The organism is Lysinibacillus sp. RU7 (assembly GCF_057837305.1).
In genome coordinates this window covers 196,340-213,699 of record NZ_JBYQFK010000002.1, presented here as the reverse complement: position 1 = coordinate 213,699, position 17,360 = coordinate 196,340, and the positions used below count along the sequence as shown (strand labels likewise).

Annotated in this window: 12 protein-coding genes; 11 read left to right on the top strand and 1 reads right to left on the bottom strand. The window is 40.8% G+C overall.

Annotation, left to right across the window (positions count from 1 at the left end):
* Window positions 1-34 precede the first annotated feature (34 nt).
* From AC3II9_RS02575 to AC3II9_RS02555, 5 genes are all read left to right on the top strand, one after another.
* Window positions 35-988 carry an ABC transporter substrate-binding protein gene (locus tag AC3II9_RS02575; RefSeq protein WP_489152907.1) on the top strand — a complete coding sequence of 318 codons (954 nt, stop codon included), beginning with the start codon at window positions 35-37 and terminating at the stop codon, window positions 986-988.
* Window positions 981-1,979 (top strand): FecCD family ABC transporter permease, encoded by a 999-nt coding sequence (locus AC3II9_RS02570; protein ID WP_489152906.1) that lies wholly within the window; start codon window positions 981-983, stop codon window positions 1,977-1,979. Before AC3II9_RS02575 ends, AC3II9_RS02570 begins: the two co-directional genes overlap by 8 nt.
* A complete protein-coding gene (locus tag AC3II9_RS02565) occupies window positions 1,980-3,440 on the top strand; it encodes an adenosylcobinamide amidohydrolase (protein WP_489152905.1) in 1,461 nt (486 codons plus the stop codon).
* 17 nt (window positions 3,441-3,457) lie between these two features.
* Window positions 3,458-4,018, top strand: a complete 561-nt coding sequence (locus tag AC3II9_RS02560; RefSeq protein WP_489152904.1) for a cob(I)yrinic acid a,c-diamide adenosyltransferase — start codon at window positions 3,458-3,460, stop codon at window positions 4,016-4,018.
* Window positions 4,019-4,343: 325 nt separating this feature from the next.
* The gene (locus AC3II9_RS02555; RefSeq protein ID WP_489152903.1) at window positions 4,344-6,623 is read left to right on the top strand and encodes a (Fe-S)-binding protein; all 2,280 of its coding nucleotides are present in this window, start codon (window positions 4,344-4,346) and stop codon (window positions 6,621-6,623) included.
* Window positions 6,624-6,742: 119 nt separating this feature from the next.
* Here AC3II9_RS02555 and AC3II9_RS02550 read toward each other — a convergent pair whose 3' ends face one another.
* Complete coding sequence (locus AC3II9_RS02550) at window positions 6,743-8,338, bottom strand: Ig-like domain-containing domain (protein WP_489152902.1); 1,596 nt, start codon at window positions 8,336-8,338, stop codon at window positions 6,743-6,745.
* A gap of 232 nt (window positions 8,339-8,570) precedes the next feature.
* On the opposite strand from AC3II9_RS02550, the gene AC3II9_RS02545 reads away from it, so the two are divergent.
* The 6 genes from AC3II9_RS02545 (at window position 8,571) to icmF (ending at window position 17,004) form a co-directional block, all read left to right on the top strand.
* The gene (locus tag AC3II9_RS02545) at window positions 8,571-9,761 is read left to right on the top strand and encodes an acetyl-CoA C-acetyltransferase (protein ID WP_489152901.1); all 1,191 of its coding nucleotides are present in this window, start codon (window positions 8,571-8,573) and stop codon (window positions 9,759-9,761) included.
* Window positions 9,762-9,763: 2 nt separating this feature from the next.
* A complete protein-coding gene (locus AC3II9_RS02540) occupies window positions 9,764-10,615 on the top strand; it encodes a 3-hydroxybutyryl-CoA dehydrogenase (RefSeq protein ID WP_489152900.1) in 852 nt (283 codons plus the stop codon).
* 12 nt (window positions 10,616-10,627) lie between these two features.
* Window positions 10,628-11,764: an acyl-CoA dehydrogenase gene (locus tag AC3II9_RS02535; protein ID WP_489152899.1), complete on the top strand. Its 1,137-nt coding sequence runs from the start codon at window positions 10,628-10,630 to the stop codon at window positions 11,762-11,764.
* Window positions 11,765-11,825: 61 nt separating this feature from the next.
* Window positions 11,826-12,965 carry an acyl-CoA dehydrogenase gene (locus AC3II9_RS02530; RefSeq protein WP_489152898.1) on the top strand — a complete coding sequence of 380 codons (1,140 nt, stop codon included), beginning with the start codon at window positions 11,826-11,828 and terminating at the stop codon, window positions 12,963-12,965.
* Between the two features lie 3 nt (window positions 12,966-12,968).
* Window positions 12,969-13,598, top strand: a complete 630-nt coding sequence (locus AC3II9_RS02525; RefSeq protein ID WP_489152897.1) for a TetR/AcrR family transcriptional regulator — start codon at window positions 12,969-12,971, stop codon at window positions 13,596-13,598.
* Between the two features lie 157 nt (window positions 13,599-13,755).
* On the top strand, window positions 13,756-17,004 hold the full coding sequence (gene icmF, locus AC3II9_RS02520) for a fused isobutyryl-CoA mutase/GTPase IcmF (RefSeq protein ID WP_489152983.1): 3,249 nt from the start codon (window positions 13,756-13,758) through the stop codon (window positions 17,002-17,004).
* Window positions 17,005-17,360 lie beyond the last annotated feature (356 nt).

Here is a 17,360-nt window from a genome sequence, read left to right as displayed (position 1 = left end):
AGGGATATCTTTCGGATAATAGGAGGAACAACAAATGAAGAAGTTTTGGCAGTTAGCCGCATCAGCAACACTTGCATTAACTATGCTTGTAGCATGTGGAACAGAAAAGGAAACAGAAACACAACAAAAGGAAGGTGCTGTCGTTGTAGAAGAAAATAATGAGACAGTCTTTCCAGTAACAGCTGTAGATGCACTTGGTAATGAAATTACATTAGAAGAAGCACCAGATCGTATCGTGTCGTTAACACCATCCAATACAGAGATTTTATTTGGTCTTGGCCTTGATGAAGAAATTGTTGGTGTGAATGACAATGATAATTATCCCGCGCAAGTAGAGGATAAGACACGTGTAGGTGGTATTGAATATAATGTCGAAACAATTGTTTCATTACAGCCGGATATTGTCTTTGCACATGAATCGAGCATGTTTTCACTTGAAAGTGCGATTGCACAATTAGAGGCATCAGGTATTACTGTATTCGTTGTTGACAATGCAGAAACCTTTGAAGAAACATATGACACGATTGAAGTGGTAGGCACATTAACAGGAAAAGAGGATGAGGCGGAAGAAGTCATCTCATCTATTAAAACAAAACTAGCAGATATTGAAGCGAAATTAGAAGGAGTTGAACCAAAAACAGCCTTTATGGTTGTTGGAGGAGCACCTAATATTTATGTTGTTGGGCAAAATACATTTATGAATGAAATGCTGAAGTTTATTCATGTTGAAAACGCCGTAAAAGAAGAGGGCTGGCCAATGTATAGCCCTGAACAATTCCTTGCAGCAAATCCAGATTCCATCATTTTCACTTATGAGGGGGATGATGAAACAATTAAAAATACCCCAGCCTTTGCGAACATGACAGCGGTAAAAAATAATGCATTAACAGTCGTAGATGGCAATACAACAAGTCGTCAAGGTCCACGTATTGCAGATGGTGTTGAATCGATCGCAAAAGCAATTTATCCAGAGGTCTTTAATGACTAAAAAATACATAGCGGCTTATGTACTTTCTATCGCTATTTTACTAGTGAGTATATGGTGTGGGATATCGATTGGTTCGGTATCTGTTCCACTTTCTACATTGTGGGATGTGGAAGCCAATCCAACCGCTTATAGTATTTTATGGCATATTCGAATGCCGCGCGTCATACTAGCTGCATTAGTCGGCGCCTCACTGGCAATTGCCGGTGCGGCGTTTCAAGGCTTGCTCAAAAATCCGCTTGCTGATCCATATACACTTGGGATTTCATCTGGTGCATCAGTAGGTGCTGTTTTTACATTGTTCTTTAGTGTCTCCATTCCGGTATTTGGCCTGTTTACATTGCCTGTTTTTAGTATGGCAGGCGCTTTAGTGACACTTTTAATTGTTCTAGGCTTTGCACGAGTAGTAGACCGAACAATGAAAATGGAGACATTAATTTTAACAGGGATTATATTTAGTTCGTTTTTAGGCTCCTGTATTTCGCTCATGATTGCACTTACGGGCGAAGAGCTTCGTTCGATTATGGGTTGGCTGTTAGGGAGTGTGTCCATGCGCGGCTGGCCATATGTCAAAATGATTTTACCGTTTGTCATCATAGGCACCATTATTCTTTGGTTTAATCGCCGCGAGTTAAATGCGATGATTTATGGCGAAGAACGGGCGAAATATTTAGGGGTCGATGTCAAACGAAGCAAGTATATTATTTTGATCGGTGGCTCGATGTTAACGGGTGCTGCTGTAGCTGTATCCGGCACGATTGGTTTTGTCGGACTAGTTGTCCCGCATATGGTACGGATGATTTTAGGGGCAGACCATCGTCATTTGCTTCTAATTTCATTTTTAAATGGCGCAAGTTTACTTGTCATTTGCGATCTTGTATCACGGACCATTATTGCACCGACAGAATTACCAATTGGGGTCATTACATCATTTATCGGTGCACCAGTATTTGCCTATATTTTCTTTAAGCAACGTAAAGGACGGGTAGCATAAATGTTGAAAGTGGAACAAATTTCAGGTGGATACGGACATGTGTCAATCGTCCAAAACGTATCATTTGAGGTAGAGCAAGGGAAGGTACTTGGTATTTTAGGGCCAAACGGGAGTGGGAAATCTACACTGTTAAAACTCGTTAGTGGCATTATTGAACCAACAGCAGGGAATGTTTATATAGAAGGCAAACCGATGAAAAGTTACAGTGCTAAAGCGCTCGCGAAACAAATGGCCGTCTTACCACAACTACATGCCAATGCCTTTTCGAATTCCGTTTATGATGCCGTCTCATTAGGACGTTATCCACATCAGAAGGGTTTTTTCGCAAATTGGTCGAAAGAAGATGAAGAAGCAGTAGAAAATGCGATGGTACAAACGGGCGTACAAAAATACCGTGACACGATGATGGAGTTTTTATCTGGGGGGGAGCAGCAGCGCGTTTTTATTGCACAGGCGCTGGCGCAATGCTCCAAAGTGTTATTATTAGATGAACCGACGAATCATTTAGATATTGCACACCAAAAGCAAATTTTAGATATGATTCGAAAAGAAGCGACAGAATGTGGATTAACGGTTGTGTCCGTATTTCATGACATTAATTTAGCATCACTTTACTGCGATGAGCTATTATTGATGGAAAACGGGCAAGTAAGGGCGTACGGGGCACCACATGAAGTTGTGCTACAAGAGCAAATTGCAGATGTGTATCAGGCAAAGGTATCGACATATGCACACCCAGAAATGCCGAAACCGCAAATTACGATGATGCCAGACCAAATCAGTCAACATCAGCCTGTTGTCTCACTAGAGCAATTAACGATTACGCAGGACTATGTGCAGCTACAGACAGAATTTCCGTTAAAAGTCATTTCCTCTGCGGTGCATAATGCAGGGATGGGATGGTATAACACCTTTCTAAACCGATCTGTATCACCGTACTATAATATTAATGATGTAAAAGAAGAAACCAACCAATTTTTGAAGGAGCAAGGCTTTTCATTAACGAATACTGTTGTCATGTTAACGGCTGTTGAGGCGAATCTTGCCGTGACGCGCGTATTTAGCAATGACCGCTTTAGCGTCATTGTGGCTGTAACGGCAGGTGTAGGCAATGCAGTGGATGCAACGCGCACGTATGAACAGGAATACAAACCGTATATTGGCACGATTAATACATGGGTCATTGTGAATGGAAAGTTATCAGATGAGGCATTTTACCAAGCGATGATTACAGCGACGGAAGCAAAAACAAAAGCGCTTGCGGAAGAGGATATTCGTGATGCACAAACGAATACAGTAGCAACAGGAACATCTACAGATAGTTTGTTAATTGCTGCTACCCAATACGGTGAAGAAATGCCTTATGCAGGCCCGATTACCGATGTTGGGAAGCTAATCGGGCGGGGCGTTTTTGAAACAACAGTCGCTGCTATTCAACGATATAAGCAATCCAAAATTTAAAGAAATGGGTGATGGGGATGAAGCTTTACACAAAAACAGGTGATACAGGAAAAACAAGTATTATCGGCGGGCGTGTAGATAAAGATCACGCACGAGTTGAAGCCTACGGGACGATTGATGAGTTAAATTCCGTCATTGGCAAAGCTGTATCAGAGTTAGATAAAGGGATTTTTGCCGATATTTTAGCAGATCTTGAGGCGATTCAGCATGAGTTATTTGATGGCGGCGGCGATTTAGCCAATGTGATGAAAAATCGCGTGTATAAGCTAACAGAAGCACCAATCGAAGTCATGGAAAAGCGGATTGATAAGCTTTCAGAAGAGGCGCCTGCTCTGAAGCGCTTTATTTTACCAGGTGGTGCTCCAGCAGCAGCAACGCTTCACATGGCAAGAACCATTGCGCGCCGTGCAGAACGTCAAACGGTCACATTAATGCGCGAAGTCGAGGATGTATCACCGGTTGTGCAAAAATATTTAAACCGTTTATCGGATTATTTATTTGCTGCAGCACGTGTCGTGAACTTCCGCTTAAAGATTTCGGATGTAGAATACATTCGTAGTGGCGATGTTTTTAAATAAATAGTAATTCCCCTCTCAATGCATTTTGAGAGGGTTTTTTAATGTGTATTTTTTAAAAAAATAAGGATTTTTATAAAAGGCGGCAGGATATTCTCGAAAAGGTATAGAATTTCTCTAATAAGAATGAAATTGTGAAATTAATATATACAAAATTTTCTGACGTTTGTGATGAAAAACTGTTGACTGAATGCTCATTCATATCTACAATAATACTAATAGTATTAATATGGAAATATAATTTATTTATAGTAAGTTATGATGGAGATGATGGATCAGTAGAAGGGGAGTAATCATCTTAGTGTGACTTGCTTAGGGGGGATTTGTAGTGAATAATACACTATTGATTGTGAACTGGGTAGCTACAATTGCGGTTATTTTGTATGCGTTAGGGTTATTTGCATACTTATTAAAAACACGCTATCAGTTTATTCAGTTAGGGAGAAAAGAAGAGTTCGAACAGAAATTGAGCGAACGTATTAGTGATTTAGTCGAAAAAGTATTCGGTCAATCGAAGCTATTAAAAGACAAGAAGATGGGGTTAATCCACGTTCTATTTTTCTATGGCTTCTTAATGGTCCAGTTCGGCGCGATTGATTTAATTTGGAAAGGGCTAGCACCTGGCTCGCATTTACCATTAGGTGGGCTTTACGGGTTCTTTACGTTCTTCCAAGAAATTGTGGCGGTCGTTATTTTAGTTGCTGTATTTGGCGCATTTTACCGTCGTTATATTGAAAAGCTCGTCCGCTTAAAGCGCGGTTGGAAAAATGGTTTAGTACTGATTTTTATCGGTGGATTAATGACATCAACATTAATCGGTAACGGTATGAGTTTAATTTGGCATGACCATAGCTTTAACGGCTATGAGCCAGTCGCATCCAGTATTGCTTGGGCATTCCAATGGATTTCACCAACAGTAGCGGCTGCTGTATTTTATGTTATGTGGTGGGTGCACTTAGTTATCTTATTAACATTCTTAGTCTATGTACCACAAGGCAAACACTTCCACTTAATTACGAGTATCGTAAACGTTGGGGTGAACCGCTTAGAGCGTAAAGGGACACTACGTCCAATTGACTTCGCGGCACTGGAAGAAGCAGAAGACGAGGCAGATATGCCAGCACTTGGTGTTGGGAAAATTCAAGACTTCACGCAAAAGCAATTACTTGATTTATATGCTTGTGTAGAGTGTGGTCGTTGTACGAATATGTGTCCAGCAACAGGTACAGGAAAAATGTTATCACCGATGGACTTACTTGTGAAATTACGTGACCATTTAACTTTCACAGGGGCAGTCGTCACAAAACAAAAGCCTTGGGTACCATTCCAATTCTTTAATAATACACAAGGAAACCAATTAGCGATGGCTGCGGCGTCAGGCGGTACATTAGAGTCCGTGTATGACCGCGCGTTAATCGGTGGTGTCATTACAGAAGAAGAAATCTGGGCTTGTACAACTTGTCGTAACTGTGAAGATCAATGTCCAGTCATGAATGAGCACGTAGATAAAATTATCGACCTTCGCCGTTATTTAACGATGACAGAAGGAAAAGTAAACCCAGATGCACAACGCGCGATGACAAATATCGAGCGTCAAGGTAATCCATGGGGCTTAAACCGTAAAGAAAAAGAAAACTGGCGCGAGTTAGATGAGTCGATTCACATTCCAACTGTGAAAGAGGCGAAGAAATCTGGAGAAGGTTTCGAGTATTTATTCTGGGTTGGTTCGATGGGGGCATTCGACAATCGCTCACAAAAAATTGCCTTATCCTTTGCGCGTTTACTGAACGAAGCAGGCGTTAAGTTTGCTATTTTAGGTAATAAAGAGAAAAACTCGGGCGATACACCACGTCGTCTTGGAAATGAGTTCTTATTCCAAGAGCTAGCGACAGGGAATATTGAAGAGTTTGAGAAAAATGAAGTAACAAAAATTGTGACAATCGATCCGCACGCATACAATATTTTCAAAAATGAGTATCAGGATTTCGGTTGGTCAGGTGAAGTATATCACCATACAGAGCTGCTGTATGACTTAATTAAACAAGGTCGTTTAACGATGAATCATCGTGTAGAAGAAACAATTGTATTCCATGATTCATGTTACTTAGGTCGTTACAATGATGTATACGATCCACCACGTGAAATTTTAAAAGGGATTCCAGGTGTGGAGCTTGTTGAGATGGAGCGTAACCGCGAAACAGGTATGTGCTGTGGCGCTGGTGGTGGTTTAATGTGGATGGAAGAGCACGTTGGGAATCGTATTAACGTTGCCCGTACAGAACAAGCACTGGCAACAGAAGCTTCCGTTATTTCTTCAGGCTGTCCGTACTGCTTAACGATGTTACAAGATGGTACGAAAGCAAAAGAAGTAGAAGACAAAGTCGGTACATTCGACATTGCTGAGCTATTAGTGCGTGCTGTATTTGGTGATGGTGAAGCTGCGAAAGAAGAAACAGTTGAAGACATCATCGAAGAAACAGATGCAGGCGTAGTAGAAGTTGAAGTTCCAGAAACAACTGAAGAAAAAACAGAAGAGCCAGTACAATCTGAGGTATATGCAGTAGAAGAAGCTATTGCAATCGCAGAAGGTGTGGATACACAAAAATAATGAAAAGCATCTACTCGTACGAGAAATCGTATGAGTAGATGCTTTTTTCATTTTAGCTAAGATAATAGACAAACTTAAGTAGTTAATAGACAAACCCGAGTGATTAATAGACAAACCATCTATTTAACCGAAAATGTGATCGTTCTCCCGCTTGTTACAGTCCGTCCATTAGTAGATTTAAGCGCATCTGTTATTACAAGTGTATAAATCTCACCAGATGTATAGCCTTGATCTGGGGCATGTACAAATACTTTTTTTCCTTCACTTGAAAAGGTTAAACCGTTCACTCGTTCACCTGCTGCATTGACAACATACACCGTATTCTCGTTCAGTGAGCGGGGGTCAATGGGTTGGCTAAACGTGATCGTCCATGTTTTGTTGTTCTCATATGCTTGTAATGTAGAGGGATGTATCATTGTTAGCGTATAAGAATAATCCTTTGCGTTAGAGCTATGCGCTAAAATGTTTCCTGTTTCGACGACATCAAGAAAATGAATCGCCTGTTTTAAGTGACCAACGATTTGCGCAGTTTTCGGATTATAAGCTACCGTGGATACTGATTTATTAAAGCTATGCAACAATACGTAGTCATTTAACAGTGTCAATAAATCTTGTTCGTTGTGCTGGCGAGCAAATTGTTTACCTAGTGCATACCCTTCATCAAATAAATAAAAAGATTGATCCGTCATCAAATAAGTTGGATATTCGTAATCAGACGAATAAGCGATGTCACTATCGAGCGTTGTCGTAGATAGTTGCATCGTATCTAAATTCAGTAGCAAATATTGATCATCATAGGAAAAAGCAAAGCGATTTCCTGTTGAGAAGAAATCATAATAGAGCTCATCTTTTCCAAATTCCATTTCCTTCACGATTTGTCCTTGGGCATTAAATTCGATAAAACGGTGTGTCATCTGTGTATCATCTGTTTTATGAACGGAATTAATATACATCATATAGCGATCTGGTTGACTAAAATCCACTTTGTCATAAGAACTCGCATCAAAATAACGTTCCCAATTATAAACGAATACTGAAACGAAATTGACGATGTGATCTTTTGGGAAATGAGGCTCCAGCGTTACAGTTTGATTAATATTACGTACTGGATCTTTAATATCTACATCAACAGTAGCTAACTCTGGACAGAAATCTTCACCGGCGCACGGTGTTAATGTAGGGCGCTCGTACATAATTGCAGGAAATACTAATTCTTCTCCAACTAAATTAAATCCAAGCATCGGTACAAGGTTGATTCCATCATAAAAGTAAAATTGCCCATCGATTATGTCCCAATATCTCGCCTGCTCCAAATACATCAGGTAATTTTCAGCTTGAAGTGACCACACAATATTTAAGTTTTCATCATACAATACTAGACTCATCAGCTCTGTATCATAAAACATTAAATAGGCTTGTCCATCTTCCGACTTAAACGGGAATACATAACCGCTCTTTAGTAAAAGTTTCTTTTGAATTTTCCCGCTATCACGATGTAACTTATAAAAATCAAAAAGCAATTGTTCTTCATCTGCTGTATAGCTAATGGTTAATACATCACCTGTCGATGTGGACAGCGCTGTGTATAAGCTATAATCAAGTGTGCGACTCCACTGCTCGTTAAAAGCAATTTCTGTCTTTGCACTCGCAGGTAGTGTAAAACTACATAAAAAAAGGCAACATGCCATCAATATAATGCTACGTTTTAAATTCACGTCTATCCCTCCTACAGCTATCATACAATGAATATAGCAAAATTATCCAAGTATTAAGTATCAAAAATTATTAAATTTAAAAAATTTAAAAAATGTATTTGAAAATGTTCTAATTATTTAGTATATTTTATACAAATAGTTTTTGTTATTTTTTTGCAGTTAAACTGAGCGAGCGTTCAGTCGATAGCGAAACAAATACATAAACGCAATCTAAACAAAGGGGTGTTGAAGATTGAATAAAACAGTTATTTTAGACGGTGCACGTACGCCATTTGGCAAATTTGGTGGCGCATTCGCAAACTTACAAGCAAGTGACTTAGGTGGTATTGCCATTAAAGCGGCGATGGAAAAAGCAAATATTCATCCGAATGACGTGGGAGAAGTCATTATTGGAACGGTGTTGCAAGCAGGTCAGGGGCAAATTCCGTCAAGACAAGCGGCAGCTAAAGCAAATATTCCTTGGCATGTGAAAACGGAAACGATTAACAAAGTTTGTGCTTCCGGCATGCGCAGTATTACATTAGGAGATCAGCTGATTCGTTTAGGAGAAGAGGAAGTCATTGTAGCTGGTGGAATGGAATCGATGTCTAACGCACCGTACTATTTACCAAAAGGTCGCTTTGGCTTCCGTATGGGGGATGCAAGTGTAGTGGATGGTATGGTATATGACGGACTTTCTTGTGCGTTTGACCCGAAAAATCCGCATATGGGTATTTACGGAAATGCTACGGCAGATGAATTCGAATTGACACGTGAGCAGCAAGACAAATGGGCTGCACGGAGTCATCAGTTAGCGGAAGCTTCACGTGAGAAGTTTGCGGAAGAAATCGTGCCAGTGGAAATTCCACAGCGCAAAGGTGAGCCGATTGTTGTTAGTGCAGATGAATCGATTCGACCAGACACTTCTATGGAAACGCTCGGAAAGCTACGTCCGGCATTTGTGAAAGATGGTACGATTACAGCGGGGAATGCACCAGGAATCAATGATGGTGCTTGTGCAGTTGTACTCATGAGCGAAGAACGTGCTCAAAAAGAAGGACGCACACCACTTGCAACGATTTTGGCACATGCAGAGGTTGCAGTAGAGCCAAAAAATTTCCCACAAACACCGGGATTAGTTATTAATGCGCTATTAAAGAAAACAGACAAAACGGTAGATGACATTGATTTAGTTGAAATCAACGAAGCATTTGCAGCAGTTGCACTCGTAAGTAATCAAATTGCAGGGCTTACAGAAGAGAAAGTAAATGTAAACGGTGGGGCAGTCGCACTTGGACACCCAATCGGGGCAAGTGGAGCGCGGATCATTTTAACATTAGCGTATGAATTAAAACGTCGTGGCGGCGGGATCGGCATTGCAGCAATTTGCTCAGGTGGCGGTCAAGGAGATGCAGTCATGATTGAAGTCAAAGGGGATGAATAACAATGGCAATTCAAAAGGTAATGGTTATCGGTGCAGGGCAAATGGGATCAGGTATTGCACAAGTATGTGCACAGGCTGGCTTTGATGTAAAACTGAATGATATAAAAAGAGAATTTTTCGAGCGTGGTTTAGGGATTATCACAAAGAACTTATCACGCGATGTAGAAAAAGGTCGTAAAACAGAAGAAGAAAAACAAGCGATTTTAAATCGCATCACGATGTCAGTGGATTTACAGGATGCAGCAGATGTCGACATTGTGATTGAAGCAGCGGTTGAAAACATGGAAATCAAGCGATCTATTTTTAAGCAACTAGATGAGATTGCACCACAGCAAGCGATTTTAGCTACGAATACATCGAGCTTACCAATTACCGAACTTGCAGCAGTCACAAAACGTCCAGAAAAAGTCATTGGTATGCACTTTATGAATCCGGTACCGGTCATGAAGCTAGTGGAAATCATTCGTGGTTTAGCAACGGCAGATGAAGTCTATCAAGCGGTGGAAGAAATGACATACAAGCTGGATAAAACACCAGTTGAAGTAAACGACTTCCCAGGCTTCGTTGCGAACCGTATTTTACTTCCGATGATTAACGAAGCAATTTATGCACTGTATGAAGGCGTTGCAACGAAAGAGGCCATTGATGATGTCATGAAGCTCGGTATGAATCATCCGATGGGACCGTTAACGCTCGCTGATTTTATTGGCTTAGACACATGTCTTTATATTATGGAGATTTTACACGAAGGGCTTGGCGATTCGAAATACCGCCCATGTCCATTACTACGTAAATATGTGGCAGCAGGTTGGTTAGGGAAAAAATCAGGTCGAGGTTTCTACGTTTACGAATAAGGGGTGCACATCATGGAACTACGTTTTACAGAAGAACAAGATATGATTCGTCAAATGGTACGGGATTTTGCGCAAACGGAAATTGAACCATTTGTTGAGCGTATGGAACAGGGAGAGTTTCCCCGTGACATTTTAAAGAAAATGGGTGAGCTTGGCTTAATGGGCACAACTGCACCAGAAAGTCTTGGCGGGTCAGAGATGGATTTCACTTCCTATATTATTGCCATTCATGAGTTATCTAAAGTCAGTGCAGTAGTAGGGGTGATACTTTCTGTACATACATCAGTTGGAACAAACCCGATTCTATATTTTGGTAACGATGTGCAAAAGCAAAAGTACGTACCAAAATTAGCGAGCGGTGAATATTTAGGTGCATTTTGTTTAACCGAGCCAAGTGCAGGTAGTGATGCAGGATCGTTAAAAACACGTGCTGTAAAAGACGGCAACAACTACGTCATTAACGGTTCGAAAGTATTCATTACAAATGGTGGCGAGGCTGATGTATACATTGTGTTTGCGTCGACAAATCCAGAGCAAGGAACACGCGGTGTGTCTGCATTTATCGTGGAAAAGGGAACACCTGGATTAATCATCGGTAAAGATGAGCATAAAATGGGGCTTCACGGTTCGCGTACAGTACAGCTAACGTTTGAAAATATGATTGTACCAGCTGAAAACTTGCTTGGCGTTGAGGGAGAAGGATTTAAGATTGCAATGGCGAATTTAGATATTGGACGGATCGGTATTGCGGCACAAGCATTAGGGACAGCAGAAGCTGCACTCGAAGCCGCAACAAATTATGCAAAAGAGCGTGTACAATTCGGTAAGCCAATCGTTGCAAATCAAGGGGTAGGATTTAAATTAGCCGATATGGCAACAGCGGTTGAAGCAGCACGTTTACTCGTATACCGTGCAGCCGATCTTCGTTCAAAAGGTCTGCCATGTGGCAAGGAAGCGTCGATGGCTAAATTATTTGCTTCTAAAACAGCGATGGATGTAGCAATAGAAGCTGTGCAAATTTTCGGTGGCTATGGCTACACGAAAGATTATCCAGTAGAACGTTATTTCCGTGATGCGAAAGTGATGGAAATTTACGAAGGTACATCGGAAATTCAACGCATTGTGATTAGTAAGCATTTGATGAGTTAGTCAAAGGCTTGTAAGACCTTACTATTATACAATTCATTTTAACAAAAAGGGGATTTGGAGAATGAACTTTCAATTAACAGAAGAACACGAACAATTACGTGAAATGATTCGCGACTTTGCAGTAAATGAAGTAGCACCAACAGCAGCAGAACGTGATGAAAATGAAACATTCGACCGTGCTATTTTTGATAAAATGGCGGAGCTAGGCTTAACAGGGATTCCGTGGCCAGAAGAATACGGTGGTGCAGGCTTTGACTACTTAGCATATTGTATCGCAGTAGAAGAACTTTCGCGTGTATGTGCATCGACAGGGGTAACATTATCAGCGCATACGTCTCTTGCAGGCTGGCCGATCTATAAATTCGGTAACGAGGAGCAAAAGCAAAAATACCTTCGTCCAATGGCAGAAGGTACAAAAATTGGTGCGTACGGCTTAACAGAGCCAAATTCAGGCTCTGATGCTGGTGGGATGAAAACATACGCTGTAAAAGACGGCGATGATTACGTATTAAACGGTTCAAAAATCTTCATTACAAATGGTGGGATTGCAGATATTTATGTTGTATTTGCGGTAACAGATCCAGAATCTAAGCATAGAGGTACATCAGCATTTATCGTAGAAGCTGATTTCCCAGGTTTCTCTGTTGGGAAGAAAGAATCGAAGCTAGGGATTCGTTCATCCCCAACGACAGAAATTATGTTTGAAAACTGTCGTGTACCAAAAGAAAACCTTCTTGGGGAAGAAGGAGAAGGTTTCGTGATTGCGATGAAAACATTAGACGGTGGTCGTAACGGGATTGCCGCACAAGCAGTTGGCATTGCACAAGGTGCTCTAGATGCAGCGGTTGAATATGCAAAAGAGCGTGTACAGTTTGGTAAGCCAATTGCAGCAAATCAAGGGGTATCATTCAAACTTGCAGATATGGCAACAGCAACAGAAGCGTCACGTTTACTAACTTATCAAGCAGCTTGGTTAGAATCGAATGACCTTCCATACGGAAAAGCTTCTGCGATGGCAAAATTAATGGCAGGGGATACAGCGATGAGTGTCACAACAGAAGCTGTACAAATTTTCGGTGGTTACGGCTATACAAAAGACTATCCGGTAGAGCGCTTTATGCGTGATGCAAAAATTACGCAAATTTACGAAGGTACACAAGAAATTCAACGCCTTGTAATTTCGCGTATGCTGACAAAGTAGTGCATGACAGATAAGATTCGTGTTGAAACATCTGTCAAAGATGAAAGCCTCATTGAGATTCGTCGTAAACAAATTATCCGAGCAGGTGTTAATTTATTTCGCGAAAAAGGCTTTCATCGTGCGACAACAAGAGAGATTGCCAAAGCTGCAGGATTTAGTATCGGTACACTGTATGAATATATTCGCACGAAGGAAGATGTACTGTATTTAGTATGTGATAGTATTTTTAATGAAGTAATCGATCGTCTTTCTCACTTTCCGACCAAACCAGGGACCATTGAGTCTCTGAAAGAAGCGATTCGCCAATATTTTCTTCTTATTGATAACATGCTGGATGAATTTACAATCATGTATCAAGAAACAAAATCTTTGCCAAAAGAAGCGATGCAATATGTTTTAAGTAAAGAGCTTGAAATGGTCGCGATTTTTCAAAAAATGATAGCGGATTGTGTAGAGAATGGCGTCCTAAATCTGAACGAAAAAGAGCTGTTTCTTGCAGCGAATCACTTAGCCGTTCAGGGACAGTCTTGGGCATTCCGAAAATGGGCCATGAAACACCATTACACAATTGAAGAATATATTGAACTGCAAACGAATTTGTTTTTAAACGGCGTTTTGCATTTTAGAAGTTAAAGGTAACACCGTTAATTGCATACATTATGTGGCAATTGACGGTGTTATTTACCTTCATCTTCATGCTCAGTAGGGGTGCTGAGCGAATCAACAAAGGGATATTTTACAAAGCAAAGGGGAGTTCAATATGACAACACAAGTAGAGACAAAAGCGGAGATGACAGTTGAAAACAAAGTGCAAATATATAAACCTACACATCACGTACGTTTTGTGACAGCATCCAGTTTATTTGACGGACATGATGTATCCGTGAATATTATTCGCCGCATTTTACAGGCAAGTGGCGCAGAAGTTATTCACTTAGGACACAATCGTTCAGTAGAAGAGGTAGTCAATGCAGCTATTCAAGAAGATGCACAAGGAATTGCCGTATCCAGCTATCAAGGTGGGCATATGGAGTACTTCAAATATATGTACGATTTACTACGTGAAAAAGGGGCACCACATATTAAAATTTACGGCGGCGGTGGGGGTGTAATCTTACCTCGCGAAATTAAAGAATTGCATGAGTACGGGATTAGCGGTATTTTCTCACCAGAAGATGGCCGTCGCCTCGGTTTACAAGGCATGATTAATGAAAAAATAAAAGGGGCAGACTTCTCTACATTAGCAGGCGACTATCTAGAAAAACTGGAAAAGCTTTCGACGGATACACCTGAAATTTTAGCTAATTTGATTACAGCAGCTGAAATAGGGGGAGAAGATGTCGCACCATTACTGCAAGTGGCACGTGCGAACTCGAAACATACACCTGTTCTAGGGATTACAGGAACGGGCGGCGCAGGAAAATCAAGCTTAACAGATGAATTAATTCGTCGATTTTTACAAGAGTTCCCTGATAAGAAAGTGGCCATTCTTTCGGTCGATCCGACAAAGCAAAAAACAGGTGGCGCTTTACTTGGTGACCGTATTCGTATGAATGCAATTTTCAACAAGCGTGTATATATGCGTAGCTTAGCAACACGTGGATCGCGTACAGAGTTATCTGCGTCAATTGGCGATGTGCTCGATGTCGTAAAAGCGGCAGGCTATGATTTAATCATCGTGGAAACGAGTGGTATCGGGCAAGGGGACGCTGAAATTACAAAGTATACGGATCTATCTATGTATGTGATGACAAGTGAGTTTGGTGCACCGACGCAGCTTGAAAAAATAGATATGATTGATTATGCAAATATTATTGCGATCAATAAGTTTGAGCGTAAAGGTTCTGAAGATGCGCTACGCCAAGTACAAAAACAAATGCAACGTTCACGTGAAGCGTGGACGACAGATTTAGATGACATGCCGGTATACGGTACAATTGCCTCTCAATTCAATGACAAAGGTACAAACTCGCTATTTGCAGCGCTTGTACGTTTAATCAATGAAAAATTTGATTACAATTGGCATACATCATACGAACAATCGGTAAAAACACAAAAGCAAGATGTCATTATTCCGAATGAACGTCGTTACTATTTACGTGAAATTACAGATACGGTGCGCGGTTATCATAAAAAGGCAGCAGAGCAGGTAGAACTAGCACGTAGGCTGTATCAATTAGAAGGTACGTTAAAGCAATTACCTACGACAGAGGAAGCACTAATTGCTTCGTTAAATTCGCTTATTACAGGTGTTCGTGACGAATTAACAAAGGAATCGAAAACGATTTTAAGTAACTGGCAAGCATTAAAAGAAGCGTATGCCGGTGATGAGCTTGTCACAAAGGTTCGTGATAAAGAAATTCGCACGATTTTGAAAACAAAGTCATTATCAGGCACAAAAATTCCGAAAGTCGCATTGCCAAAATATAAAGACTACGGTGAGATTTTACGCTGGGTATATGCTGAAAACGTACCGGGTTCATTCCCATATACAGCAGGAGTATTCCCGTTCAAGCGTGAAGGGGAAGATCCGAAGCGTCAATTTGCGGGTGAAGGAACACCGGAGCGTACGAATAAACGCTTCCACTATTTATCGAAGGATGATGACGCAAAACGTTTATCGACGGCCTTTGACTCGGTTACTCTTTACGGAGAGGACCCACATATTCGTCCTGATATTTACGGGAAGATTGGCGAATCGGGTGTAAATGTATGTACATTAGATGATATGAAAAAGTTGTATAATGGCTTTGATCTATGTGCACCGAGTACATCGGTATCAATGACGATTAACGGTCCAGCACCAATTATTTTAGCAATGTTTATGAATACAGCGATTGATCAGCAGGTGAAAAAGCGTGAGCAAGAGCTCGGTCGCACATTAACGATAGAAGAGTTTACAGAAACACGTGAAGCGACGCTACAAGTCGTGCGTGGGACAGTACAGGCCGATATTTTAAAAGAGGATCAAGGGCAAAATACATGTATTTTCAGCACAGAATTTGCACTACGTATGATGGGCGATATTCAGCAGTACTTTATCGACCATAAAGTGCGTAACTACTATTCTGTATCCATTTCTGGCTATCATATTGCGGAAGCTGGCGCCAACCCGATTTCGCAGCTAGCCTTTACTCTTGCAAATGGCTTTACGTATGTAGAGTATTATTTAAGTCGTGGTATGCATATCGATGATTTTGCACCGAACTTATCGTTCTTCTTCTCAAACGGGCTAGATCCAGAATATACAGTCATCGGTCGTGTCGCACGTCGCATTTGGGCCGTTACAATGCGAGATAAATACGGTGCTAATGAGCGCTCGCAAAAGCTGAAGTATCACGTGCAAACATCCGGTCGAAGCTTACATGCACAAGAAATCGACTTTAACGATATTCGTACAACACTACAAGCATTAATGGCACTACAAGATAACTGTAACTCGCTACACACAAATGCATATGATGAAGCGATTACGACACCAACAGAAGAGTCGGTACGTCGTGCGATGGCCATTCAAATGATTATTACAAAAGAGCATGGCTTATCGAAAAATGAAAATCCATTGCAAGGGGCTTTCATTATGGAGGAGTTAACGGATTTAGTAGAGGAGGCAGTGCTTGCTGAGTTTGATCGGATGAATGATCGCGGTGGGGTACTTGGTGCGATGGAAACGCAATATCAGCGTGGTAAAATCCAGGAAGAATCGATGTACTACGAGCACTTAAAACATTCAGGCGAACTGCCGATTATTGGCGTAAATACGTACTTAAATCCAAATCCACCTTCCGATGAGGCGATTGATTCAATGGAAATTGCCCGTGCATCAAAAGCAGAAAAAGATACACAAATTTTGAATTTACATGCATTTCAAGAGCGCAATGTAGCACAGATTGACCAAGCGCTTAACCGTTTAAAACAAGCAGCGGTTACGGGTGGCAATATTTTCGCGGAGCTAATGGAGACTGTGAAAGTAGCGAGTCTTGGTCAAATTACACAAGCGCTTTATGAAGTGGGCGGGCAATATCGTCGAAATATGTAAACTTACCCGAAATGTATAATTTATTTTTACAAAAAATTCTATTTTGATTAGAAAAATGCTCGCTTAACGACTTCTTCTCCATAATGGGCTAGTTACGCGTTTTCTTTTACACGACGATTTCTCGCTAATTTTGTATACTAGCTTTAAAGACAGCAAGGAGGCGGCACAGATGATGCAATATATGAGATATATCATAATACTTGGTTGTTTGGTCGCCACCTTCTTTTTGTATAATGAGCAATTAGCGTCGATTCCACTGCTAATTTTGTCTGCTTTCTTATTTTACGTAGGCATCAAAGAATGTCAGAAAATAAAAAACAACAAATGAAACTAGCATAGTACTATTAAGTTTGTAT

Bases quoted from the DNA above. Each gene is read 5' to 3' on its own strand.
- icmF (WP_489152983.1), top strand. From the start codon at position 13,756: ATGACAGTTGAAAACAAAGTGCAAATATATAAACCTACACATCACGTA.
- AC3II9_RS02530 (WP_489152898.1), top strand. From the start codon at position 11,826: ATGAACTTTCAATTAACAGAAGAACACGAACAATTACGTGAAATGATT.
- AC3II9_RS02540 (WP_489152900.1), top strand. From the start codon at position 9,764: ATGGCAATTCAAAAGGTAATGGTTATCGGTGCAGGGCAAATGGGATCA.
- AC3II9_RS02535 (WP_489152899.1), top strand. From the start codon at position 10,628: ATGGAACTACGTTTTACAGAAGAACAAGATATGATTCGTCAAATGGTA.
- AC3II9_RS02575 (WP_489152907.1), top strand. From the start codon at position 35: ATGAAGAAGTTTTGGCAGTTAGCCGCATCAGCAACACTTGCATTAACT.
- AC3II9_RS02565 (WP_489152905.1), top strand. From the start codon at position 1,980: ATGTTGAAAGTGGAACAAATTTCAGGTGGATACGGACATGTGTCAATC.
- AC3II9_RS02570 (WP_489152906.1), top strand. From the start codon at position 981: ATGACTAAAAAATACATAGCGGCTTATGTACTTTCTATCGCTATTTTA.
- AC3II9_RS02525 (WP_489152897.1), top strand. From the start codon at position 12,969: ATGACAGATAAGATTCGTGTTGAAACATCTGTCAAAGATGAAAGCCTC.
- AC3II9_RS02560 (WP_489152904.1), top strand. From the start codon at position 3,458: ATGAAGCTTTACACAAAAACAGGTGATACAGGAAAAACAAGTATTATC.